The sequence below is a fragment of the Actinomadura rugatobispora genome, from assembly GCF_055379765.1.
In genome coordinates this window covers 3,767,745-3,791,600 of the sequence record NZ_AP029191.1, presented here as the reverse complement: position 1 = coordinate 3,791,600, position 23,856 = coordinate 3,767,745, and the positions used below count along the sequence as shown (strand labels likewise).

Below are 23,856 nucleotides of genomic sequence, written 5' to 3'. Positions count from 1 at the left end.
CGACGTGGTAAACGGCAAAGACGCGCGTTGTAACAAGCCTGTTTCCGCCTGGCCTGGGGAGATCCGGCCCAGGGAGGAGGATCACGCGATGCGGGCGTCCTCCGTGGTGCATCATGTATCCAAAGATGGTTCTGTCTGATGTCGCCCGGTCACCGGGCACAGGGTGGATGGAGAGCAGAGTGACGACCATCGGCGCCCGGCACCGCAATCTGCGTGACGAAACGGTCGACGAACTACGCCGGCTGATCCTCAAGGGCGACCTCGAGCCGGGTGCCCACCTGACCGAGCTCGCGATCTCCGAACGGCTCGGTGTGTCCCGGCTCCCCGTGCGCGAGGCGTTCCGCCGGCTGGAGACCGAGGGACTGCTGGAGGCGCTGCCCCGGCGCGGCGTCCGGGTGGTGCAGCTGGACAACGACGAGCTGGAAACCGTGCGTGAGATGCGCGTCGCGCTGGAACTGATGGCCGTCAGACGCACGGTCGAGCGCGGCGACGAGGACATCCTCGCCGAGCTGCGGGCCCTGCTCAAGGCCGGAAACGAGCAGTCGCACGAGGTGGACGCCGCGACGTTGGACAAGCTGAACGACGAGTTCCACGAGCTGCTCTCCCGGGGCAGCGGATCCCGGTTCCTCGCCGACTCGCTGCGCGCCGTCCGCAACCAGGCCCACCACCTGGTCGGCGGCAAGAGCGCGGCGGTCGGGCACTCCTGGGAGGAGCACGCCCGGATCATCGAGGCGGTGCTCTCGCGCGACGCCGAGTTCGCCATGCTGCTGATGCGCCGTCACCTCACCGCCCGGCACGAGAACCAGGGCCGCGCCAAGGGCGTGGCCCGGGAGTCCTCGTCCTAACGGGTGAAGTACTCCACCGGCTCGCTCAGGTGAGGGCGGAGAACCCCGCAGGGGGTCGAGCCCGCACTCAAGGCCGTCTTCGACCCCAAGAATCTGCACGCGACAACCGCAACGGACCCTGGTCCTCACCGTCCAGGACAAGGCTCCTGCGAACAGGGTGTCGGCGCCGTCGGCGAGGCAGGTCAGGCCGACGATGTTCGCGGTGATGGGGAGAGCGCTTCGGCGATGCGTGCCAAGGGTCAGATCGCCGACTGTGAGACCAAGCTGGCCCGCCACCGTGCCGCCTTGGAGGCGGGTGCCAACCCGGTCACGGTCGCGACCTGGATGGCCGACACCGAAGCCCAGCTCGCGGCGGCCCAGGCCAAGCTTCGTGCCGCGTAGGGCGGCAGCGCCGGATCTTGACCGGGGAGGCGATCGAGAAGGCTGGTCACTGGGCTGGGTGATCTTGTTAATGCCCTGCGAGACGCCGATGCGGCGGCGCGTCAAGGCGTCTACCATCCCCTGGGCGTCCGGCTCGTCTACGTCCCTCAGAAACGCGAAATCCGGGCCGAGGCGAACCTCGACCCGGATCGGATCATGATGTCCACCGCCCCCATTTGGGGGAACGGTACGTGTCCGAGGGGGGACTTGAACCCCCATGCCCCGTGAAGGGCACTAGCACCTCAAGCTAGCGCGTCTGCCTATTCCGCCACCCGGACATGCCGCAAGGGCGTTGCGGCGGGCTTCACCATACCAAAGGTCCAGACTCGCGGCGAAGTCGAGGACGGGGCACGATGGTCGGGTACGAGACGGCGGCGCGAAGGTGATCACTGTGGACGAGGTCGTCCAGCTTTGTCAGGAACTGATCCGGATCGACACCAGCAACCCGGGTGATCATTCCGGGCCCGGTGAGCGGGTGGCGGCGGAGTACGTGGCGGAGAAGCTGGCCGAGGTGGGGCTGGAGCCGCAGATCTTCGAGTCGCATCCGAAGCGGACCAGCCTCGTCGCGCGGATCGAGGGCGAGGATCCGTCGCGGGACGCGTTGCTCCTGCACGGGCACTTGGACGTGGTGCCTGCGCGCAAGGAGGACTGGACGCACGACCCGTTCGGCGGGGAGATCGCCGACGGGTGCGTCTGGGGGCGCGGGGCCGTGGACATGAAGAACATGGACGCGATGATCCTGGCCGTGGTGCGGCAGCGCCTGCGGGAGGGGCGGAAGCCTCCGCGGGACGTGGTGCTCGCCTTCCTGGCCGATGAGGAGGCCGGGGGCAAGTGGGGGGCCCAGTGGCTCGTTCAGGAGCATCCGGAGCTGTTCGAGGGGTGCACGGAGGCCGTGGGGGAGGTCGGGGGGTTCAGCCTGACCGTCCCGGGCGACCGGCGGATGTACCTGATCGAGACGGCGGAGAAGGGCATCGCCTGGATGCAGTTGACGGCCGACGGGACGGCCGGGCACGGGTCGATGGTGCATCCGGACAACGCGGTGACGGCCCTGGCGGCGGCGGTCGGACGGCTCGGGTCGCACGAGTTCCCGATCCGGCTGACCAAGACGGTGCGGGCCTTCCTGGAGCGCGCCTGCATGGCGTATGGGGTGGAGTTCGATCCGGACGATCCGGAGAAGTGCCTCGCGGAGATCGGCCCGCTCGCGCGCATGATCGGGGCGACGCTGCGGAACACGCTCAATCCGACCCGACTGGATGCCGGATATAAGACGAATGTCATTCCGCAGGAGGCGACGGCCCAAGTGGACGGGCGCTTCCTGCCGGGGTACGAAGCGGAATTCTTCGCCACCGTGGACGAACTGCTCGGTCCGGATGTGCGGCGCGATTTCGTGCACCACGACCATGCCGTGGAGACCGAGTACGAGGGCGCCCTCGTCGCGGCGATGGAGTCCTCCCTGACCTCGGAGGACTCCGGTGCGCTGCCCGTCCCCTACTGCCTCAGCGGCGGGACGGACGCCAAGGCCTTCGCCAGGCTGGGGATGCGCTGCTACGGGTTCGCGCCGCTCCGGCTTCCCCCGGATCTGGACTTTTCGGGAATGTTCCACGGAATCGACGAACGGGTGCCGATTGACGGACTCCAGTTCGGGGTCCGGGTTCTCGACCGCTTCCTTGATCGCGCTTGAGATTTTTTCCGGGGAAAGACTCTTCGTATTGCCGTGCGTGGTGATACGGTTACTTTCCGTACGGGCGATTGGCTCGCCCTTGGGGGTTCCGCAACCGACGGGGAGCACTGGTGGCGCGTGGCGTGGTGAACGGAGGTGCGGTCGCCGTCCTGCTGCGCCGCGGCGCCACCACCGGCCGTAAGGTCCTCCGGCTGTTCGCGGCCGGTGGGCTCCTCGTCGTCGGGTGGTCGCCGGGTGGTACGGCCTGGGCTCATAGTGCCGTGCCGCCCGGCGACGCCCGACGAGCAGCCGCGGATGAGACGCGGGGGCGGGTTGTCTCTGGTGCATGGGCCCGGGGTCGTCCCCTCCGGCGGGGCGTGCGTACGCAGCCTCGCCGAAGACCGCGGGCCCGGCCGTCCGTACGACCGCGGAGACCATCACCGCGGAGGTGATGGACCCGGGTGTTTCTTGGATGTCAGGGCGTACCGTCATGGACGCACAGGGCGCTCCGCATTCGATGTCGCCCCATCGTGTTAGCGCGGCCGCCGTTTCGGGGGCGTCCAAGACCACCCGGGTCAAATCCGTGTCGTTCTGTGAACGCGGCTGTGTTTTCTTCTTCGGCCATGACATGGCTGGTCAGGGGTGCCGTCGCGGGGTGACGGACAGAGCCGGGTGTGATGGTGGGAATGGTGTGCCCTCGGGGATGGTGTTTCTTCGGGGAGTGGTTGGTGGATGGGTATGAGTGTGGTGGGGCCAGCTTTGTTTCTGTGGTGTGGTGATGGGGTGGGTTGACGGCGGCCCGGTAAGTGCGGCTGTTCTGCCCTGAGGAAACGTGCCGTTTTCTATGGTCGTGCGATCGGCGTGACGCGCCGCGGCTTCGGCCCGGTCGGAAGGCGTCGCCGCGGCTGAGCGCGCAGCCGTGCCGCGCCGAGCCGCCGGGCCGGGTTCGCAGACCGGTCGCCGGGCCGGGTTCGCAGACCGGTCGCCGGGTCGGGTTCGCAGATCGGCCGTCAGGTCGGGGTTCGTAGACCGGTCGCCGGGTCGGGGTTCGCAGATCGGCTGTCGGGCCGGGTTCATGGATTGGTGGCCGGGCCGGGTTTGCAGATCGCTGCCCGTCCCGGCGGCGGGACGGGCGGGGCGCGTGACGGCTTCACCCGCTCACCGAAGAGCTGCCGCCTCTTGCGCCGCACACGCTGCCGCAGGACGGTTTCTGCTGGGGCGGTGCCTGGATCCGGATGCGCTTCGCCCAAGGGCCGTTGCCCTTGGAAAGCGGGGGTGCGACTGATGGTCGCGCCGCTCAAGTGCCTGGGCGGCTTGCGCGTTGAACCGCGTCGACGCCGCGGCCGAACCGCTCGGCCTGGGTGATCAGCTCGTCGTCGCCGGGCGGCGCCAGCTCGTCGGCCACGGACGCCAGTCCCCCGCGGCGAAGATCGCGCTGGCGGCGGGCTGCGAAGCGCCCGCGGGCGCCTGCCGGCGCTCCAGTGGCGCAGGGGTGGCGGCTTGGTCCTCGCCTCCACGACACGCCAGTGCCGCTTCCGCCGGGCGGGTGGCCTGCGTCGGGTTTATCGGGGTGGGAGGCTTGGAATCGGAAATTTGGGTGGGGGGAGAGGTGTTGTCGAGGGGGAGTGAGGTCTTGACTACGACCTGTCATCGGTTTGGTGCTTAGTGCTACCATCCGGGCGAGGTGGTCAGAACGTGCGGACCTGGCGGATGATCTTGCGGCGGAGTTGGATTCGGCGGCTACCGTCTGGGTAGAGGCGCAGGCGGTCGAGTTCCCAGCCGCCGTGTTCGGCGTGCTCGGTCAGCACCTGCCGGGCGGTGTCACGCGTGGTGCCGCGCGGCAGTCTCAGAACGAGATAGGTGTACTCCACCATCGCGGACCATTATGACCTGGCCGCGGCCGGCGGGTAAGCCCGGAGGCGGCCTTGGTCCGCGGTTCCGGTGGCGACGTGTCATCCTGTCTGAGGTTCGCAGCGGTGAGACAGGTGGTTCGCTCCCACGGTGGGGGCGATGGGCAACGGTGGGAACTCTCGGGCATGAAAACGTCGTCAAGGAACGTTGTTAGCTAGCTCGTGCAAGAAGACCAGACAGCGAGGTTGGAGCGACTGTGCCAGCCAAGAACGGCACTGCGAAGCGTGGTCAGGGCGGGGGAGACCGGGGAACCGGCACCCGCCTGGTGATCGTCGAGTCGCCCGCGAAGGCGAAGACGATCGCCGGATACCTGGGCGGCGGCTACGTCGTCGAGTCCAGTATCGGCCACATCCGGGATCTTCCCAGGGCCTCGGAGGTGCCGGCCAAGTACAAGGGCGAGCCGTGGGCCAAGCTCGGCGTGAACGTCGAGAGCGGGTTCGAGCCGCTCTATGTCGTCAACAGCGACAAGAGGCAGCAGGTACAGAAGCTCAAGAAGCTGCTGGCCGAGGCGGACGAGCTCTACCTCGCGACGGACGAGGACCGCGAGGGCGAGGCGATCGCCTGGCACCTGCGCGAGGTCCTCAAGCCCAAGGTGCCGGTGCACCGGATGGTCTTCAACGAGATCACCCCGGACGCCATCCGCGCCGCCGCGGCCAACCCCCGCGACCTCAACCTGCTGCTGGTGGACGCTCAGGAGACCCGCCGGATCCTGGACCGGCTGTACGGGTACGAGGTCTCCCCGGTGCTGTGGAAGAAGGTCATGCCGGGCCTGTCGGCGGGACGGGTCCAGTCCGTGGCGACCCGGCTCGTGGTGGAGCGGGAGCGGGAGCGGATCGCGTTCGTCCCGGCGCACTACTGGGACATCCAGGCCGAGTTCGACACCGGCAAGGAGATCGAGGGCGAGCCGCCGGTGTTCAAGACCGGGCTGGTCTCGGTCGACGGGAAGCGGGTGGCGCAGGGCCGCGACTTCGCCTCCGACGGCACGCTGAAGACCCGTGACGTGCTGCACCTGGACGAGGACGCGGCACGCGCCCTGGCCGGGCGGCTGACGGGGCGCCCGTTCGAGGTCAAGTCGGTCGAGCGCAAGCCGTACACGCGCAAGCCGTATCCGCCGTTCCGGACGACCACGCTGCAGCAGGAGGCCAGCCGCAAGCTGAACTTCTCCGCCAAGTACGCGATGTCGGTGGCGCAGAAGCTGTACGAGAACGGCTTCATCACCTACATGCGGACCGACTCGATCACGCTGTCGGAGACCGCGATCACGGCGGCGCGGCGGCAGGCGACGACGCTGTTCGGGGCGCAGTACGTGCCGGACAAGCCGCGGGTGTACCAGAGCAAGGTCAAGAACGCGCAGGAGGCGCACGAGGCGATCCGCCCGGCGGGCGAGACGTTCCGGACGCCGGCCGAGACGGGCCTGAGCGGCGACCAGTTCCGGCTGTACGAGCTGATCTGGAAGCGCACGATCGCCAGCCAGATGAAGAACGCCGAGGGCCAGTCGGTGTCGGTGCGGGTCACCGGCACCTCGACGGGCGGCGAGGTGGCGGAGTTCGGCGCGACCGGCAAGACGATCACCTTCCACGGGTTCCTGAAGGCGTACGTGGAGAGCGCCGACGACCCGTCCACCGACCGGGACGACCAGGAGCGGCGGCTGCCGTCGCTGGCCGAGGGCGACGCGCTGGCGGCGCGGTCGATCCAGGCGGAGGGGCACTCGACCCGCCCGCCGGCCCGGTACACCGAGGCGAGCCTGGTCAAGGAGCTGGAGGACCGGGAGATCGGGCGGCCGTCGACGTACGCCTCGATCATCGGGACGATCATCGACCGCGGCTACGTGTTCAAGAAGGGTACGGCGCTGGTGCCGTCCTTCCTGGCGTTCGCCGTGATCAACCTGCTGGAGCAGCACTTCGGCAACCTGGTCGACTACGACTTCACCGCGCACATGGAGGACGGTCTCGACGAGATCGCCCGGGGCGAGGCGGAGCGGGTCCGGTGGCTGGAGCGGTTCTACTTCGGTGACGGCGACGGCGGCGAGGGCGGTCTCAAGGAGCTGGTCGGCGACATCGGCGACATCGACGCCAAGGGGATCAGCTCGTTCCCGATCGCGGGCACCGACATCATGGTGCGGGTGGGCCGGTACGGGCCGTACCTCGACCGGGACGGCGCGCGGGTCAACATCCCCGAGGACATGGCGCCGGACGAGCTGGACGCGGCCAAGGCCGAGGAGCTGTTCGCGCAGCCGAGCGGTGACCGGGAGCTGGGCGTCGACCCGGGGACCGGGCATGTGATCGTGGCCAAGAGCGGGCGGTTCGGCCCGTACGTGACCGAGATCCTGCCGGAGCCGGAGGCCCCGGCGGCGGGCGCGGACGGCAAGCCGGCGCCGAAGCGGCGGGCGAAGAAGGACGCGCCGAAGCCGCGCACGGGTTCGCTGTTCAAGTCGATGTCGCTGGACACGGTGACGCTGGAGGACGCGCTCAAGCTGCTGTCGCTGCCGCGGATGCTGGGCGAGCTGGACGGCGAGCCGGTGACGGCGCAGAACGGCCGGTACGGGCCGTACCTGAAGAAGGGCGCCGACAAGGGCGAGAGCCGTTCGCTGGGCTCGGAGGACGAGCTGTTCACGGTGACGCTGGAGCAGGCCAAGGAGCTGTTCGCGCAGCCGAAGCAGCGCGGGCGCGGGCGGCAGGCCGCGGCGGCGGCGCCGCTGCGGGAGCTGGGCGATGATCCGGCGAGCGGGAAGCCGGTGGTGGTGAAGGAGGGCCGGTTCGGTCCGTACGTCACCGACGGTGAGACCAATGCCAGCCTGCGTAAGGGTGACGAGGTCGAGTCGGTGACGATCCAGCGCGCTGCGGAGTTGCTGGCGGAGCGTCGTGAGAAGGTGGCCGCGGGCGGGGGGAAGAAGAAGGCGGCGCCTCGGCGTCGCACCTCCGCAAAGTCCGGTTCCTAGGACATCTACGCCGATACCCTGACCGACATGAACAGAACGGGCGCCTCCCGGCCGCTGCGGGCCGCCGAGTCACAGCCGGGCGAGTCGGCGATCAGGCCGTTCCGGCGGCTGTGGATCGCGCTCTCGCTGTCCAGTCTCGGCCACTGGCTGAGCGTTCCGGCGCTGACCGCGCTGGCCGGGACGCTGACCCGCGGCGACGACCTGCCGGTACGGGCGCAGGCGATCGCCGGGGTGCTGGTGCTGATGGTGCTGCCGGCGCTGCTGCTGGGGCCGCTGGCGGTGCTGGTGGCGGGACGGCTCGACCGCCGGATCACCATGGCCGTGGTCGACGTCGTCCGGTTCGCGCTGGTGCTGTCGGTGCCGCTGGTGGACGCGGTGCCGTGGACGCTGGCGGCGGCGTTCCTGGTGGCGTTCGCGACGCTGCTGTGGATTCCGGTGGCGGGCGGGGCGCTGCCCGCCCTGGTCGACGGGGAGCCTGAGGAGCGGTACGAGGAGGCCCGGCGGTCGCTGCTGCGGGGCGTGTACGGCTCGGCGCCGGTCGCCGCGGTGCTGTTCGCCGTGCTGGCGCTGATCGCGGACGCGGTGTTCGGGGTGGCCGAGCGGGCCGATCTGGCGGTGTACGCGACCGCGGTGGTGTTCCTGGTGGCGGCCGCGGTGACGTTCACCGCACGCGAGCTGTCGGCGGTGGATGCGGGCGCGGCCCGCGCGCCGGGTCTGGGCACGATGTCGGCGCCGCTGAAGCTGCTCTTCCAGGGCCAGCGCCGCTCCGGGCGGGCGCTCCCCGACGGGCCCCCGGTCGCCGGGGCCGGCGCGGACGCCGAACAGGCCGGCGCCCACGCCGCCGTGCCGCCGGGCGCGGGCGCGATCCGCGGGCTCGCCCTCGCCGGGACGGTCATCGCGCTCCCGGCCGCGGCCCTCATCGCCGTCGCCCGGCTGCACGCCCGCGACCTGGGCGGCGGGGACGCCGGCTACGGGTCGCTGCTCGGCGGGCTGGCGATCGGCGCGGCCTTCGGGCTGTTCCTCGGCCCGCGCATGCTGGCGCCGTTCAGCCGCCGCCGCCTGCTCGGCCTGGCCGTGATCACCGCCGCGCTGGCGCTGGTCCCGGTGGCGCTGGTGCAGAACCTGGCCGTCGTGGTGTTCCTGGCGGCGTTCCTGGGCCTGGCCTGCGGGGTCGCCTGGGCGGTGGGGACGCGGCTGGCCGGCGACGCCGCCCGCTCGTACGCCTACCTGCGCGCGCTGGCGCTGGTCACCGGGCTGATCGCGGTCGCCGCGGTGCCGCCGCTGGCCGGGCTGATCGGCGCGCACCGGATCTCGCTGGGCGAGGCCGTGTACGACCTCGGCGGCCCCGGCGTCGCGCTGCTGATCGTCGCGGTGCTGTCGGTGCCGGCCGCGGTGGTGGCGTTCCGCCGCCTGGACGACCGGCGCGGCATCCCGCTGCCGCCCGACCTGTCGGCGGCGCTGCGCGGGCACGTCTACACCCCGCCGGAGCAGGCCGAGGCCGGTCCGGCGGTGGTCCGCGACCGGGGCGTGTTCATCGCGTTCGAGGGCGGCGAGGGCGCGGGCAAGACCACGCAGGCGCGGCTGGCCGCGATCTGGCTGCGCGACCACGGCTACGACGTGGTGTCGACGCAGGAGCCCGGCGCCACCAAGATCGGGATGCGGCTGCGGGCGATGCTGCTGGACCGCGAGACCACCGGCCTGTCCGCGCGCGCCGAGACGCTGCTGTACGCCGCCGACCGCGCCGACCATGTGGCCAACGTCATCCGCCCGGCGCTGGAGCGCGGCGCGATCGTGGTCACCGACCGCTATGTCGACTCCTCGCTGGCGTACCAGGGCTTCGGGCGGGAGCAGAACGTGTCCGCGATCGCCCGGGTGAACGCGTGGGCGATCGGGGGGCTGCTGCCCGACCTGACCGTGCTGCTGGAACTGCCGCCGGAGCAGGGGCTGGGCCGGCTGGCCTCCCCGGCCGACCGGATCGAGTCCGAGCCGCCGGAGTTCCACGAGCGGGTCCGGGAGGGGTTCCACGCCCTGGCCGAGGCCGACCCGGACCGCTATCTGATCGTGGACGCGAGCCGTCCGCAGGCCGAGATCACCCGCGAGATCCAGTACCGGATCCGGGAGATCCTGCCCGACCCGATCCCGTCCGGCACCGAGGACGTCACCAGCACCTTCCCGGCGATCACCGACGCCTGACCCCGCGCCCTCCCGGTACGCGCCGTTCCGGTGCCGCCGAGCCCGTAGCCTTGACCCCATGAGCGTCTGGGATGACCTGGTGGGGCAGGGGCCGGTCGTCGAGCAGCTGCGCTCGGCCGTGGAGACCGACGGGAAGATGGCGCACGCCTGGCTGTTCACCGGGCCGCCCGGGGCGGGGCGTTCGGCCGCGGCCAGGGCGTTCGCCGCGGCGCTGCAGTGTGCGGAGAGCCCGCGCGGGTGCGGGCACTGCGCGTCCTGCCACCAGGTGCTCCAGGGCACCCACGCCGATCTCGAGGTGGTGCGGCCCGCGGGGCTGTCGTACGGGGTGAAGGAGACCCGCGAGCTGGTGCTGCGGGCGTCGTCGTCGCCGAGCGGCGGGCGGTGGCAGATCGTGCTGTTCGAGGACGCCGACCGCGCCACCGAGGCGGCCGCGAACGCGCTGCTGAAGGCGATCGAGGAGCCGCCGCCGCGGACGGTGTGGCTGCTGTGCACGCCGTCGCCGGACGACCTGCTGGTGACGATCAGGTCGCGGTGCCGGCTGGTGACGCTGCGCACCCCGCCGGTGGCCGCCGTCGCCGAGGTGCTGGTGCTGCGGGACGGCGTCGACCGGGAGACCGCCGAGTTGGTGGCCCGGGCCGCGCAGGGGCACATCAGCCGGGCGCGGCGGCTGGCGACCGATCCGGAGGCGCGCCGCCGCCGGGCGGAGGTGCTGGCGGTGCCGCGCCGCCTGACCGGGGTGTCGCCGGCCGTGACCGCCGCCGAGGCGCTGGTGAAGGCCGCCGAGGCGGAGGCCAAGGTGATGACCGAGGAGCTGAACGAGAGCGAGACCAGCGCGCTGCGGCAGGCCCTCGGGGAGAGCGCCAAGGGGCGGATGCCGCGCGGCACGGCCGGGGCGCTGAAGGAGCTGGAGGACCGGCAGAAGTCCCGGGCGACCCGGGTGAAGCGCGACTCCCTCGACCGGGCGCTGCTCGATCTGGCGTCCTACTACCGGGACGTGCTGACGCTGCAGCTCGGCGCGGGCTCGGAGCTGGTCAACACCGATCTGGCCGCGGAGCTCCGGACGGCCGCCGGGCGGGGCACGCCCGAGGGCACGCTGCGGCGCCTTGACGCGATCATGGACTGCCGGGAGCGGCTGGAGGCGAACGTGAACCCGCTGCTGGCGGTGGAGGCGCTCACGCTGGCGCTCCGCACCTCCTGAGCCTCTGACCTGCCCGGCCGGCCCATCTGGGGCATTGGGGGCGTTTTCCGGCGTTGGGGCGATAACAGGAGTTCTGCCCTTTCGTTACATATCCGTACGCCTTCCTCAACATCAACACGCGTAGCGTCTCCTGGCTGAGTCCATAAAACGGGCTCATCCCCCCAAACCAGGAGGTGTGCATTGCGGCGCGCCGTGATCACAGCCGCGGCAGCGTGCGCCGTCGTCACCACGACGGCACTCGCGCTGCCCGCGTCGGCAGTACCGAGCAAGCCTCAGGAGCCCGGAACGTCCAGCGAGTACGTCGTCCTCTACAAGGACGGCGCCTCCCTCGACCAGGCCCGGGCGGCCGTGAAGGCGGCCGGCGGCACCATCGTCCGCGAGAACACCGACGTGGGCGTCGCGACGGTCCGGACGTCCAACGCGCGGTTCACCGCCCTCGCCGCCCGGCAGGGCGCGCTGGACGGCGCCGCCGCCAACCGCGTCATCGGCAAGGCTCCCAAGACCCCCTCCGCGCCCGCCGCCGGCAAGGGCGTCGAGCGCGAGACGGGCGTGCGCGGCCCCGTCCAGGTGAAGAAGCCGGCCAAGGGCGAGGAGCCGCTGGCCGACATCCAGTGGGACATGAAGCAGATCAACGCGACCGCCAAGGGCTCGTACAAGACCGAGCCGGGCGACCGGCGCGTGCTGGTCGGCGTCATGGACACCGGCGTGGACGGGAACCACCCCGACATCAAGCCCAACTTCAACGGGAAGCTGAGCCGGAACTTCACCACCGACATCCCGGTCGACGCCAACGGCGGCGAGGTCGACGGGCCCTGCGAGGACGAGCCCGACAAGTCCTGCAACGACCAGGCGGACGTGGACGAGAACGAGCACGGCACGCACGTCGCCTCGACCATCGCGTCCCCGCGCAACGGCCTGGGCATGGCCGGGGTCGCGCCGAACGTGTCCCTGGTCAACATCCGGGTGGGCCAGGACTCGGGCTACTTCTTCCTGCAGCCCACCGTGGACGGCCTGACCTACGCGGCCAAGACCGGCATCGACGTGGTCAACATGTCGTACTACATCGACCCGTGGCTGTGGAACTGCGCCACCAACCCGGCCGACTCCCCCGAGGACCAGGCCGAGCAGCGCACCATCATCAAGGCCACGCAGCGGGCGCTGGACTACGCGCACAAGCGGGGCGTGACGCTGGTGGCGGCGGCCGGCAACGAGTCGGTCGACTACACCAAGACCAACGTGGACTCCTCCAGCCCGGACTTCGCGTCGGAGCCGGGTGAGGCGCCGTACGAGCGGACCGTCCCCGCCAGTTGCATCTCGCTGCCGTCCGAGGGTGAGAACGTCATCCCGGTGTCGGCGACCGGCATCAGCACCCGCAAGTCGTACTACTCCAGCCACGGCAACGGGTACGTCGCCGTGGCCGCCCCCGGCGGCGACAAGGTCGACACCGCCGACGGCAAGCCCGACGACGCGCGCGGCATCTGGGCCGCCTACCCCGAGGCGATCGCCCGCGCCCGCGGCGAGCTGAACCCGGACGGCTCCCCGAAGACCAGCCGCGTCGTGCGCGACTGCAAGGGCGGCACCTGCGCGTACTACCAGTCGATCCAGGGCACCTCGATGGCCTCGCCGCACGCGGCGGGGGTCGCCGCCCTGATCGTCAGCAAGTACGGGAAGCCGGACCGCGCGCGGGGCGGCCTCACCCTGTCGCCGCGGACCGTGGAAGGCGTCCTGCGCGGCACCGCCAACGCCAAGGCCTGCCCGAGCCCCAGCACGGTCGAGTACGTCTGGTACCGGCTGGAGAACGGCCAGTGGGTGAAGTACACGTCCAGCCAGACCTGCGAGGGCGGCAAGGAGCGCAACGGCTTCTTCGGTGACGGCATCATCGACGCCCTGGGCGCCGTCAAGCGCTGAGCGTTGAACACTGAGCGGTGAACGCTGAGCGTTGAGCTGAAGCCGAGCGTGGCCCCCGGCCGGGGAGGGTTCCCGGGCCGGGGGCCACGTCGTTGTCGGAGCATCCGGGGGGCTCGGGCAGGATGGAGCCATGCCGTACCGCGTCACCTTCGTCTGCACGGGCAACATCTGCCGCTCGCCGATCGCCGAGTGGGTCCTGCGCCACCATGTGGAGGAGGAGGGCCTCGAGGTCGAGGTGGACAGCTCCGGGACGGGCCCGTGGCACGCCGGGGACGGCGCCGACGACCGTACCGTCGAGGCCCTGCGGCGCGCCGGATACCGGTCGGCGCACATCGCGCGGCAGTTCGAGGCGGGCTGGTTCGACTCCTACGACCTGATCGTCGCCCTCGACCGCGGGCACCTGCGGGATCTGCGCGCGATGGCGCCGGACGAGAAGGCGCGCGCGAAGATCCGGCTGCTCCGCGAGTTCGACCCGGCCGCGGGCGGCGCCGATCTCGACGTCCCCGACCCGTACTACGGCGAGCACGCCGACTTCGACCACGTCCTCGCGCTGGTGGAGGCCGCCGTGCCCGGCCTCCTCGACGAGATCCGCCGGACGTAGGAGGGGGGGCGGGCCGTGCTTCGCCGGGAAAGGGTCGAGGAGCTGCTCGGCGGGGGCGTACGGGTCGAGCATGTCAGTGACCTGGGCTCCAGCCACGCCTGGACGCTCCACCGGGCGGCCCTCTCCGACGGCCGCGAGATCTTCGTCAAGGCGGCCTTCGACCAGCCCGGGGTGTTCGCCGCCGAGGCGGCCGGGCTGCGCTGGCTGGCCGAGGGCCGCGGCACCTCCGGCCCGCCCCCGCCCGTGCCGGAGGTGCTGGCGGACGACGAGCGCATGCTGGTCCTGCCGTGGCTGCCGTCCGTGGCGCCCGGCGCCGAGGCCGCCGAACGGTTCGGGCGCGAACTGGCGGCCATGCACACCTCCGCCCCCGCCCCCGGCGCGTACGGCGCCCCCTGGGACGGCTTCATCGCCGATCTCCCGCTCGACAACACGGTCGTGGAGGGCCAGTGGCCGCGCTGGTACGCCGAGCGCCGCCTGGAGCCGTTCCTGCGCCGCGCGCGGCGATCGCTCACGTCCGCCGACGTGGGGCTGGTCGAGCGCGTCATCGAGGAGATCGACGTCCTCGCCGGCCCGCCCGAGCCGCCGTCCCGCATCCACGGCGACCTGTGGTCGGGCAACGTCCTGTGGACGGACGGCCGCTGCATGCTGATCGACCCGGCCGCGCACGCGGGGCACCGGGAGACCGATCTGGCCATGCTGGAGCTGTTCGGCGCCCCGCACCTGGACCGGGTCCTCGCCGCCTACGACGAGGCCGCGCCCCTCGCGGACGGGTGGCGGGAGCGTGTCCCACTGCACCAGCTGCATCCCCTGCTGGTCCATGTCGCCCTGTTCGGCGAGGGCTACCGGGCGCGGACGGTCGAGGCCGCCCGGGCCGCCCTGGCCATCGCCCACTGACCACGCTCCCCGGAGAGTCTCAGGCGCGGGCCAGTCGGCTCAGGTCGTGCAGCCGCACGGTCCGGTCGCCGTCGGCGCCGCCGGTGGCCATGACCGTCCCGCCGCGGTTCACCGCCAGCCCCCGGACCGGCCCGGAATGGCCGGTCAGCGTGGTGATCGGTGCCCGCTCCGGGCCCTCCCAGGCCGCCGCGAGCACGTCCCACACGCGGACGGTGGCGTCGTCGGACGCGGTCACGGCGATCTTCCCGCCGAGCCCGAACGCCACGGCGTTGACGTCCGCCGCGTGCCCGGCCAGCGGGCCGAGCGGACGGGCGCCGCCGTCGGTGCTCCACAGCCGCAGCTCGCCGCCGTCGACGGTGGCCGCGTGCGTCCCGTCCGGGCTGAACGCCAGCGACTCGCCGGGCGCGCGGTGCCCGTCCAGCGTCGCCACCAGGGGGCTGCGGAACCGCCGCCGCACGTCCCAGAGCCTCGGCTGCCCGCCGTGCCCCCAGGACAGCAGCAGCCTGCCGTCCGGGCTGAAGCACAGGCTCCACGGGTTCTCCCGCTGCCCGGTCAGCACGTGGAAGCGCTCGTTCCGCGCGGTTTCCCACAGCTCGATCTGATACTCGTCGCTCCCGTGGACGGCGGCCGCCACCGCGAGGACGCGCCCGTCGCCGGTGAAGGCCATCTCGCCGGAGGTCTGCTCGGCGTTGTCGCAGTCGACCCGCACGCTGGCCCCGCCGGCCTCGTGCAGCAGCACGCCCTCCCGGACGTCGGACTTGGTCGCCAGCAGCACCCGGCCGTCCTCGCGGCAGCCGACGGCGACATGGGTGAAGCGGCCGTCGGTGTCGAGGACCGGCTGCGGCGCCCGTCCACGCGCGACGATCGAGAACACGGCGCCGTCGCCGACGATCAGCCTGCCGTCGGCGAGGAAAACGGCGAGGGCGTCGTCCGTGCCGCCGGGCGAGCGGGCGACGGTGAGCAGCCTGCGGCCGGTGGCCACGTCCCAGAGCCAGGCCGCGGGCCCGCCGTCCACCGCGGCCGGTACCGCGGTCGCCAGCACCGAGCCGTCCGGGCTGAGCGCGAGCCGGTCGATCGAGCAGGGCAGGTCGTCCAGGGAGGTGGGCTCGCTCCCCTGGACGAACGCAGGCGCCGAGGGGCGTTCGGGGGCGGCGGCGGTTCCAGCCGCGGCGGACAGGAGCCGGGCGGCCTCCTCCGCTGCCATGCGCTGCCCGGGGTCCTTGCGCAGCAGCCCTTCGAGGACGGGACGCAGCGGCCCCGCCCTGCGCGGCGGCTCGGGCTCCTCGGTCATCAGCGCCGCCAGGACGGCCATGGGGGTGGCCCCCTGGAAGGGTGGACGCCCCTCGACCGCGGCGTACAGCGTCGCGCCCAGGGCCCACAGGTCGCTCGCCGGTGACGCGGCGTTCGACCGCACCTGCTCGGGCGCCATGTACGCGGGTGTGCCCAGGATCGCACTGGACGCGGTCAGGACGGTCATCCCCTCGGCGGTGGCGATGCCGAAATCGGTGATCACGACGCGCCCGCCGTCCAGGAGCACGTTGGCCGGCTTCACGTCCCGGTGGACGACCCCGGCCGCGTGCGCGGCGACCAGTCCCGCCAGCACCTGGCCGCCGATCTCCGCCGCCCGCGCGGGCTCCAGCGGGCCGGGCCGCAGCTCGTCGGCGAGGCTGCGGCCGGCGACGAACTCCATGACGATCCAGGGGCGCTCGTCGTGCCAGACGACGTCGTGGACGGTGATGATCGAGGGGTGCCGCAGCCGCGCGGCCGAGCGCGCCTCGCGCATCGTGCGCGCGTACCAGGCGGTCAGGTCGGCGCCGGGGACGCCGGCCGGGGGCAGCACCTCCTTGACCGCGACCTCCCGGTGAAGGACCTGGTCATGGGCGCGCCACACGGCGCCCATGCCGCCGCGTCCCACCGGCTCCGCGAGGCTGTAACGTCCGCGGAGGACGGGGTGCGGATCTTGCGGCATGGGGCGACTCTAGCCGGGACGCCCGGCCGGGCGCCCGGCCCGGCGTTCAGCCGGTGGTCGGAGGGCGGGTCGGACGATCTCCGGCGTGGTGCCGCATTCGCTTCGAGTTGGTAACTCCGCAAACCTGGCTGTTTGTCGCCAGGAAGATGAGATAGAAACGACGGGTCGATGAACGGGGCAGGATCGGAAGGGCGGGTGCGGCGTTACCCCTATGGACGGTAAGCACAAGGATCCGGCTCCGGGCGGCGGGCTCGGCGCCGCCTGGCGGGGCATCGTCCCGATCGGTGTCGCCTCGTTCGTGGCCCTCGCGATCGGCGGCGGCGTGGACATCGTTCACCGGCACCAGAAGTCCGGCGAGAAGGAGCGTTCCGCGCAGCCCGCGGCGGAGCGGGACGAGACGGGGCCGCGCCACGTGGTGGCGATCCGCGGGGCGGGCGGCGCCCTGGTCGTCCGTGACGTCCGCAGCGGGCGCGATGTCGGACTTCCGGTCGCGGCCCCGCGCGCCCAGCGCTTCCAGCGGGTGGCCGCGGCGGGCGACGGCTCGTTCGTGGTGGCCGCGGCGGCGTCCGGGCAGGTGACGTTCCAGCGGCTGCGGCTGAACGAGGACGGCGGCCCCGAGGAGCTCGCGGCGCTGCCGAAGGCGGCCGTGACGGGCGCGTCCACGGCCTGGTCCGACATGGCCGTGGCCCCGGACGGCGACCGGATCGCGTACGTGACGTACCAGAGCGGCGGCATCGGCCGGCTGGAGGTCGTCTCCGCGCAGACCGGGCAGCGCAAGGCGTGGACGACCAAGACCCCCGCCCGCGTGAGCAGCCTGTCGTGGGCCGGTGCGACGCTGTCGTTCGTGTGGAGCCCGACGCGCAAGGTCGGCGGGCGGATCGTCCACCAGGTCAGGACGCTCGACACCGCGGCGGCCCCCGGCGACCTGAAGACCAGCAAGCCGGTGCTGAAGCTGCCCGAGGGCAGCAGCGGCGCGGCCGTGCTGGGCCGGGACGGCCGCACCATCGTGGCGGGCCTCGCGCAGAACGCGCAGATCACGTTGCAGGCGTTCGCGATCGACACGGGCCGTCCGGGCGGGGTGCTGTGGCGGCAGAAGGGGGCGGGGCAGGTCACGCGGGTGTCGGCCGACCACGCCGGGGAGCACCTGCTGGTCCTGGCGAGCGACGGGCGGCTGCACATGGACGGCGCCCAGCCCATGCCCGCGGACGATCTGGTCGACGCCGCCTGGTGACCCGCGGCCGTGACGTGCGGCGGTGAATTCCGTTCGACTTCCGGGTGGTGGAACAACGTAGGGTGTTCCCACGAAACCGGGCGAACGGAGCGAAACCGTGGGCATGGTGATGGCCGTCAGTTTCACCCGCTACGGACGCCTCTACTACCTCGACCCCGGCCCGCACTCGCCCCGGGTGGGCGACAGGGTGCTGGTGCCCACGGACGCGGGTCCCGAGGTGGCCGAGTGCGTCTGGGCGCCGCAGTGGGTGTCGGAGGACATCGACGGGCTGCCCGTCTGCGCCGGGCCCGCCACCGACGAGCACCTGGCCCGGGACGAGGGCAACCGGCGCCGCCGGGCCGAGGGCAGGAGCATCGCCAAGCGCCTGATCCGCAAGCACGAGCTGCCGATGAAGGTCATCGGGGTGGACTACCTCGACGCCGACAACGTCTTCAAGATCTACTTCACCGCGCCGCACCGGGTGGACTTCCGCGCGCTCGTCCGGGACCTGGCCCGCAACATCAAGGCCCGCGTCGAGCTGCGCCAGGTGGGCCCGCGCGACGAGGCCCGCCTGCAGGGCGGCATCGGCCCGTGCGGCCGCGACCTGTGCTGCGCCACCTTCCTCAAGGACTTCGAGCCGGTGTCGGTGCGGATGGCCAAGGAGCAGGACCTCCCGGTCAACCCGCTGCGCATCGCCGGGGCGTGCGGCCGCCTGATGTGCTGCCTCAAGTACGAGCACCCCCTGTACATGGAGTTCAAGGAGAAGGCGCCGCGGCTGGGCGCGGTGGTCGACACGCCCGAGGGGCAGGGGCAGGTCATCGGCTACAACGTCCCGGGCGACAAGATCACGGTGAAGGTCGGCTCGCGGCGCTGCTCGTGCCCCTCGGCGTCGGTGTGCTCGCCGCGCAAGCAGCACGACGCCCACTACGGCGAGTCGTCCGACTGAGGGTGAGCGGGACGGACGCCGAGACGCTGGACGGGACGCCGGTGCGGCGGCTGCGCGTGGGCGACGACCTGGCGGCCTGCACCGAACTCGCGCAGGACCGCGACTGGCCTCCCGAAGAACACAAGTGGCGGCTGCTGTTCCGGATCGGCCGGGTGTACGGGGTGGACGATCCCGCCTCCCCCGGCAGGCTCGCCGGGACGGTCGTGTCGACGCCGTACGGGCGGGACGTCTCCGCGATCAGCATGGTCCTCGTCGCGCGCCGGTACGAGCGGCAGGGCCTGGGCGGGCGGCTGATGAGGCACGCGCTCGACCACTGCGGCACGGCCGGCGCCTGCCTGACGGCCACCGAGTACGGGCGTGTCCTTTACGAGCGGCTCGGCTTCCGCGCGGTCGGGAAGTGCGTCACGTACAAGGGCGAACCGTCTGGACGGGCGGGCTCCGCGGGTGCGGCGTCCCGGCGGTTCGAGGACGGGGACATGGCGGACGTGCTCGCGCTCGACGCCGAGGCGTTCGGCGCTCCGCGGACCGAGCTGCTCCGGCGCCTCCCCTCGTTCTGCGAGGACTTCCGCGTCGTCCGCGGCGAGGGAGACGGGCCGCTGCTGGGATTCGGGGGCGCGTGGCGCAACGGGGACCTGCTGATGGTCGGCCCGGTCACCGGACGGGACGCGACCACCGCGCTCGGCCTCGTCGAGGCCCTCGCCCTCACCGACGGGGTGGCCGGGACGGTGGTGCGGCTCGACGTCGACCGGCGGCATCCCGAGCTGCTCGAATGGGCCGAACGGAACGGGATGAAGGTCGCGTTCACCACGACCGTCATGGAGTACGGCGCGTCGGCCGGCGGCGATCAGTCGCGGCTGTTCGTCCCGGTGATGCAGGCACTCGGCTAGAGGCCGGCGTCGGGGTCAGTGGGAGCGGAAGCGGCCAGGGCCGCCGCGCCACCGTTGCGAGCGGGTGCGCGGGACGGCGCCCGCGCAGCAGCGGCTCTCCCGGGGCGCCGGCGCGGACGAGGCCGGTGATGGCGGAGCCGGGGCGGAGCGGGACGCGGGCGTTTGCGACGTCCGGTGGACGGGGAAATCGCCGCGCAGGATCGCCTCGTGCAGTTCGCGGAGCTCCCGTCCCGGCTCGAGACCGAGCTCCCTGGACAGGATGCGCTGGCCCGTGCGATAGACCTCCAGCGCCTCGCTCTGCCGGCCGGCGCGCACCAGCGCCATCATCAGCAGGCCGCGCATCCGCTCACGGAACGGATGCTCGGTGACCGGCCCCCGCAGGCCGCCGATCAGCTCGTGGTGGCGGCCCAGGAGCAGCCCCACCTCCGCGGCCTCCTCGATGGCGGTGAGCCGCAGTTCCTCCCAGCGGAGCGCGCCCGCGACGATGAGGGCGCGGTCGAGGTCCGCCAGCACCGGTCCGTCCCAGAGCGACAGCGCCGCCCCGAACAGCTCCGCCGCCTCCCGGTGGCGGCCCGCCCGCACGGCCGCCCGCGCCCGCCCGATCGTCCGCGCGGCCGTCACGGCGTCGACCGTGCCCGCCTCGGGCGCGATCCGGTAGCCCGGACCCGCGGTCTCGATCACCCGGCGGGTACAGCCCGCGTCCCGGAACGCGCGGCGCAGCCCGGAGACCGCGATGGCGATCTGGGTCTGGGCCGTGACGGGCGGCTCCCCGTCCCAGACCGCCTCCACCAGCCGGTCCACCGGCACGATCCGGCCCGGCTCCAGCAGCAGCGTCGCCAGGACGAGCCGGGTCCGGCCGTCCCCGAGATCGACCGGTCCCCGCCGCGCACCCGCGCGCAGGGGGCCCAGAATTCGGAACATCACGCTTTCGGTCACCCGATCCGTCACCCTTTCCGTGGCGGTCAATCCGTCTCGATCTCGCGCGGGAACGGCGGGGCGTGCGAGTCAGCGGGGTGTTGCGGGTACCCGGGGCCCGGGTCACCGCAGAAGGTTAGACATCCGGGCAGGCCGAGGGGCCGAGGGAACCGTGAACGGACCGTTCGGATCTGTTCAGAACAAGCACAAGCGCAGGTCAGGGGAGTGTTTCCCCGGGTCAACCAGCGGTGCCGCCCTTACCGCCGGGACACTGCCGCGTGACTGCGGGATCGGGATGCTCGGCGGCCTGGAGATCGCCCGCGGGCACGTACCCCCAGGAGTCCAGCTCCGGACGCTGCGCGGCCCGGTTGCCCCGGGTGTAGTACCAGACGTCGTTGCCGCCGGAATGCGGCTCGCCGCGCGTCCAGCAGATGAACCAGCTGGGATCGGTGTCCAGGACGCCGACCTTCGTCCCGAACCGGGCCTGCTCGTAGACGTCGGCGTGCGGGCGGTTCGGACACTGGTAGAGGTGCGGCCAGGTTCGCTTCATCCGCGAATCCTGGATCGTGCCACGCATGTACTGGCAGTGCGTCGCGGGATCGGGGCGCTCGGCGCCGGGGGCGACCACGAACGCCACCACGCCCGCCGTCAACGCCACGGCCGCCACCGCCGCCCCGGCGACCGCGTACCGGCGAACGCCGCCTCCGCGGGGATCTTGCGGGGCCGCGGCCGGAGGCTCCGGCTCGGTGGCGTCGTCGGGAGCGGGCGGTGGCGGAACGTCGGGCGCGGCGGGCAACAGCACTCTCCTGTGGCGAGGTCGGGTGTGCTCATTGTGACCGCCCGACCGCTCACCCGCTAAGTCCCGCCCCGGCGCCGCGCGCGGTCAGGCGGCGGCCGGCTCCCTGACCGGGGCGGACGGCTCCGGGGCGGACCGGCGCGGCCCGGGGAACGCGTACCGCACGATCTTCTTCCAGGTGCTGCCGACCTGCCTGGCCAGCGGCCCCGTGTGGTACGGCAGCCCGTACCGCTCGCACAGCGCCCGGACCCGGGGCGCGATCTCGGCGTACCGGTTGCTCGGCAGGTCGGGAAAGAGATGGTGCTCGATCTGGTGGCTCAGATTGCCCGACATCAGGTGCAGGAGCGGCCCGCCGCTGATGTTGGCCGAGCCGAGCAGCTGCCGGACGTACCACTCGCCCCGGGTCTCCGCGTCGAGCCGCTCCGCGGTGAAGAACTCGACGTCCCCCGGGAAGTGCCCGCAGAAGATGATCATGTGCGCCCAGACGTTCCGGACCACGTTGGCGGTGAAGTTGGCCGCCAGCGTGCTGCCGAACTGCGGCCCGCTGAGCAGCGGGAACACCAGATAGTCCTTGGCCCACTGGCGGCGGATCTTCCGGCCGATGGCGCGCAGCTTCGCCCGGGTCTCCTCCGGATCGTTCCGGCCCGCCAGAACCTTGTCGATCTCCAGGTCGTGCACCGCGACGCCGTACTCGAAGAACATCGCCAGCAGCAGGTTGACCAGCGGCTGCGGCAGGTTCGCCGGATGCCACCCCTGCTCGGCGGAGACCCGCAGGATCCCGTAGCCGACGTCGTTGTCCCGGCCGACGATGTTGGTGTTGGTGTGGTGCACCACGTTGTGCGAGTGCTTCCACTGCCCGGCGGGCGAGACGTTGTCCCACTCCCAGGTGGTCGAGTGGATCTTGGGGTCGCGCATCCAGTCCCACTGGCCGTGCATGACGTTGTGCCCGATCTCCATGTTCTCCAGGATCTTGGCGACGGCCAGCGTCGCCGTCCCGGCCAGCCAGGCGGGCGGCAGCGAGGAGGCCATCAGCAGCGCCCGCCCGCCGATCTCCAGCCCGCGCTGCCAGCGGATGACGCGGTGGATGTAGGCGGCGTCGCGCTCGCCCAGATCGGCGGTGATCTCCTCGCGGAGCGCGTCCAGCTCGCGGGCGATCGCCTCGTAGTCGGCCGGGGTCAGGTGCGCCACGGTGGCGGAGGCGGTGGCGGTGGTCATGACGTCAGGTCCCCCTCGGAGGTGGTGCGGTCACAGGTCGATCTCCACGGCCCCGGCGGCCGCCGACACGCAGGTCTGGATCATGTGGCCCTCCTCGCCGTGCAGCTCGCCCGTGCGCAGGTCGCGGACCCGCCCGGACCGCAGCCGCCCGACGCAGCTGTGGCAGATGCCCATCCGGCACCCGCTGGGCAGCAGCGCGCCCGCGCCCTCCCCGGCCTCCAGCAGCGGGGTGGCCCCGTCCGCGTCGGTCTCGACACCGCTCGCGGTGAACCGCACGCGCCCGCCCCCCTCCTCGATTCCGGCGTTCGGGAAGGAGGTCTGGAAGCGTTCGATGTGCAGCCCTCCGGCGGCGCCCGCGGCTGCCCAATGGGCGGAGATCTCGTCCAGCATCCCGGCGGGCCCGCACGCCCAGGTCTCGCGGGACGCCCAGTCCGGGCAGAGGTCGTCCAGCGCGGCGGGCTTGAGGCGTCCCTCGACGGCGGTGTGCCGTTCGTGGAGCCGCAGCGTGCCCGGGAAGCGCGCGGCGATCTCGCGCAGCTCCGCTCCGAAGATCACCTCGCCGGGGGTGCGCGCCGAGTGCACCAGCACCACGTCCGGCATGGGCCGCGCGCCGTCCACCAGCGCCCGCAGCATCGCCCGTACGGGGGTGACGCCGCTGCCCGCGGTCACGAACAGGATCCGTCCGGGCAGCGGATCGGGAAGGACGAAGTCGCCCTCCGGCCGCCCCAGCCTGACGATCGTCCCGGGGGCGATCTCGTGGACCAGGTGCCGGGACACCCGACCCTCGGGGCCTGCCTTGACGGTGATCGTGAGCCTGCCGTCGGACCGGGGCGGCGAGGACAGCGAGAAGCTCCGCCAGTGCCGGACGCCCCCGATGTCCACGCCGATCTTCAGCCACTGGCCGGGACGGTGCCCGGGCCAGGTGACGCCCGGCCTGATCAGCAGGGACGCCGCGCCGGGGGCCTCATGCCGTACGGCCTCGATCCGGCCGCGCGGGTCGGCCGCGGACCACAGCGGGTTGAGCAGGGCGAGGTAGTCCTCGGGCAGCAGCGGCGTGGTCAGCCAGCGCGCGGCACCGGCCAGCCGGCGCCGGACCGGCGCGGATCCGGTGGTGGCGAGCGGAGCGGTCAACGGGCCTCCCCCGGGGGCGCTCTAACTTACTGATCCGTAACCTACGGTCGCGTAAACCTGGAGGGCCTAGCAAGAGCCGCCCGGCAAAAGCGACGGCCATCACACCATCGCATGATGTGACATCGCCTGGTGTAAACCGAGATGACAAAGAACCGCGCCCGCTTAGCACCCACTCGCTAAACGTCGCGACACACGCTCCAGGTGCGCTTCTCCGGCCCC

At 72.4% G+C, this 23,856-nt stretch carries 18 protein-coding genes and 1 tRNA gene; 12 read left to right on the top strand and 7 right to left on the bottom strand.

The features are described from left to right. Window positions 1-179 precede the first annotated feature (179 nt). A complete protein-coding gene (locus tag ACZ466_RS16205) occupies window positions 180-845 on the top strand; it encodes a GntR family transcriptional regulator (RefSeq protein WP_378286403.1) in 666 nt (221 codons plus the stop codon). Window positions 846-1,070: 225 nt separating this feature from the next. Beyond that, window positions 1,071-1,226, top strand: a complete 156-nt coding sequence (locus ACZ466_RS16200) for a hypothetical protein (protein ID WP_378286401.1) — start codon at window positions 1,071-1,073, stop codon at window positions 1,224-1,226. A gap of 231 nt (window positions 1,227-1,457) precedes the next feature. On the opposite strand, the gene ACZ466_RS16195 is transcribed toward ACZ466_RS16200, so the two are convergent. Beyond that, window positions 1,458-1,543: transfer RNA gene (locus tag ACZ466_RS16195), tRNA-Leu, on the bottom strand. Between the two features lie 104 nt (window positions 1,544-1,647). Here ACZ466_RS16195 and ACZ466_RS16190 point away from each other — a divergent pair. Continuing rightward, window positions 1,648-2,946: a M20/M25/M40 family metallo-hydrolase gene (locus tag ACZ466_RS16190; protein WP_378286400.1), complete on the top strand. Its 1,299-nt coding sequence runs from the start codon at window positions 1,648-1,650 to the stop codon at window positions 2,944-2,946. Between the two features lie 1,667 nt (window positions 2,947-4,613). Here the strand turns inward: ACZ466_RS16190 and ACZ466_RS16185 are convergent. Further along, window positions 4,614-4,799, bottom strand: a complete 186-nt coding sequence (locus ACZ466_RS16185) for a DUF5703 family protein (protein ID WP_378286399.1) — start codon at window positions 4,797-4,799, stop codon at window positions 4,614-4,616. Between the two features lie 233 nt (window positions 4,800-5,032). On the opposite strand from ACZ466_RS16185, the gene topA reads away from it, so the two are divergent. The 6 genes from topA to ACZ466_RS16155 all read left to right on the top strand — a co-directional run bounded on the left by topA (window position 5,033) and on the right by ACZ466_RS16155 (window position 14,568). Then, window positions 5,033-7,774 carry a type I DNA topoisomerase gene (topA, locus tag ACZ466_RS16180; RefSeq protein WP_378286398.1) on the top strand — a complete coding sequence of 914 codons (2,742 nt, stop codon included), beginning with the start codon at window positions 5,033-5,035 and terminating at the stop codon, window positions 7,772-7,774. Window positions 7,775-7,801: 27 nt separating this feature from the next. Continuing rightward, a complete protein-coding gene (gene tmk, locus ACZ466_RS16175; protein WP_378286397.1) occupies window positions 7,802-9,967 on the top strand; it encodes a dTMP kinase in 2,166 nt (721 codons plus the stop codon). A 58-nt stretch (window positions 9,968-10,025) separates the two neighbouring features. After that, window positions 10,026-11,165, top strand: a complete 1,140-nt coding sequence (locus tag ACZ466_RS16170; protein ID WP_378286396.1) for a DNA polymerase III subunit delta' — start codon at window positions 10,026-10,028, stop codon at window positions 11,163-11,165. Between the two features lie 180 nt (window positions 11,166-11,345). Then, window positions 11,346-13,073 (top strand): S8 family peptidase, encoded by a 1,728-nt coding sequence (locus ACZ466_RS16165; RefSeq protein ID WP_378286395.1) that lies wholly within the window; start codon window positions 11,346-11,348, stop codon window positions 13,071-13,073. A 130-nt stretch (window positions 13,074-13,203) separates the two neighbouring features. Beyond that, a complete protein-coding gene (locus ACZ466_RS16160) occupies window positions 13,204-13,674 on the top strand; it encodes a low molecular weight protein-tyrosine-phosphatase (protein WP_378286394.1) in 471 nt (156 codons plus the stop codon). Between the two features lie 15 nt (window positions 13,675-13,689). Further along, on the top strand, window positions 13,690-14,568 hold the full coding sequence (locus ACZ466_RS16155) for a fructosamine kinase family protein (protein WP_378286393.1): 879 nt from the start codon (window positions 13,690-13,692) through the stop codon (window positions 14,566-14,568). A gap of 19 nt (window positions 14,569-14,587) precedes the next feature. Here ACZ466_RS16155 and ACZ466_RS16150 read toward each other — a convergent pair whose 3' ends face one another. Next, window positions 14,588-16,537: a WD40 repeat domain-containing serine/threonine protein kinase gene (locus tag ACZ466_RS16150; RefSeq protein ID WP_378286392.1), complete on the bottom strand. Its 1,950-nt coding sequence runs from the start codon at window positions 16,535-16,537 to the stop codon at window positions 14,588-14,590. A gap of 211 nt (window positions 16,538-16,748) precedes the next feature. Here ACZ466_RS16150 and ACZ466_RS16145 point away from each other — a divergent pair, with 211 nt between their 5' ends. The 3 genes from ACZ466_RS16145 to ACZ466_RS16135 all read left to right on the top strand — a co-directional run bounded on the left by ACZ466_RS16145 (window position 16,749) and on the right by ACZ466_RS16135 (window position 19,580). Continuing rightward, the gene (locus ACZ466_RS16145; RefSeq protein WP_378286391.1) at window positions 16,749-17,768 is read left to right on the top strand and encodes a hypothetical protein; all 1,020 of its coding nucleotides are present in this window, start codon (window positions 16,749-16,751) and stop codon (window positions 17,766-17,768) included. A gap of 103 nt (window positions 17,769-17,871) precedes the next feature. Next, complete coding sequence (locus tag ACZ466_RS16140) at window positions 17,872-18,693, top strand: PSP1 domain-containing protein (protein WP_378286421.1); 822 nt, start codon at window positions 17,872-17,874, stop codon at window positions 18,691-18,693. A gap of 2 nt (window positions 18,694-18,695) precedes the next feature. Next, window positions 18,696-19,580 (top strand): GNAT family N-acetyltransferase, encoded by an 885-nt coding sequence (locus ACZ466_RS16135; RefSeq protein ID WP_378286390.1) that lies wholly within the window; start codon window positions 18,696-18,698, stop codon window positions 19,578-19,580. Window positions 19,581-19,595: 15 nt separating this feature from the next. Here ACZ466_RS16135 and ACZ466_RS16130 read toward each other — a convergent pair whose 3' ends face one another. From ACZ466_RS16130 to ACZ466_RS16115, 4 genes are all read right to left on the bottom strand, one after another. Beyond that, window positions 19,596-20,516 carry an AfsR/SARP family transcriptional regulator gene (locus ACZ466_RS16130; protein ID WP_378286389.1) on the bottom strand — a complete coding sequence of 307 codons (921 nt, stop codon included), beginning with the start codon at window positions 20,514-20,516 and terminating at the stop codon, window positions 19,596-19,598. A 217-nt stretch (window positions 20,517-20,733) separates the two neighbouring features. Next, window positions 20,734-21,291, bottom strand: coding sequence for a hypothetical protein (locus ACZ466_RS16125; protein WP_378286388.1), 558 nt, complete (start codon window positions 21,289-21,291; stop codon window positions 20,734-20,736). Between the two features lie 87 nt (window positions 21,292-21,378). Next, window positions 21,379-22,506, bottom strand: coding sequence for a fatty acid desaturase family protein (locus ACZ466_RS16120; RefSeq protein WP_378286387.1), 1,128 nt, complete (start codon window positions 22,504-22,506; stop codon window positions 21,379-21,381). Window positions 22,507-22,536: 30 nt separating this feature from the next. Next, complete coding sequence (locus tag ACZ466_RS16115) at window positions 22,537-23,637, bottom strand: ferredoxin reductase (RefSeq protein ID WP_378286386.1); 1,101 nt, start codon at window positions 23,635-23,637, stop codon at window positions 22,537-22,539. Between the last annotated feature and the right edge of the window lie 219 nt (window positions 23,638-23,856).

Coding starts and splice junctions, on each gene's coding strand:
- ACZ466_RS16140 (WP_378286421.1), top strand. CDS start 17,872: ATGGTGATGGCCGTCAGTTTCACCCGCTACGGACGCCTCTACTACCTC.
- ACZ466_RS16145 (WP_378286391.1), top strand. CDS start 16,749: ATGGACGGTAAGCACAAGGATCCGGCTCCGGGCGGCGGGCTCGGCGCC.
- ACZ466_RS16170 (WP_378286396.1), top strand. CDS start 10,026: ATGAGCGTCTGGGATGACCTGGTGGGGCAGGGGCCGGTCGTCGAGCAG.
- ACZ466_RS16120 (WP_378286387.1), bottom strand. CDS start 22,506: ATGACCACCGCCACCGCCTCCGCCACCGTGGCGCACCTGACCCCGGCC.
- ACZ466_RS16160 (WP_378286394.1), top strand. CDS start 13,204: ATGCCGTACCGCGTCACCTTCGTCTGCACGGGCAACATCTGCCGCTCG.
- ACZ466_RS16150 (WP_378286392.1), bottom strand. CDS start 16,537: ATGCCGCAAGATCCGCACCCCGTCCTCCGCGGACGTTACAGCCTCGCG.
- ACZ466_RS16185 (WP_378286399.1), bottom strand. CDS start 4,799: ATGGTGGAGTACACCTATCTCGTTCTGAGACTGCCGCGCGGCACCACG.
- ACZ466_RS16200 (WP_378286401.1), top strand. CDS start 1,071: ATGCGTGCCAAGGGTCAGATCGCCGACTGTGAGACCAAGCTGGCCCGC.
- tmk (WP_378286397.1), top strand. CDS start 7,802: ATGAACAGAACGGGCGCCTCCCGGCCGCTGCGGGCCGCCGAGTCACAG.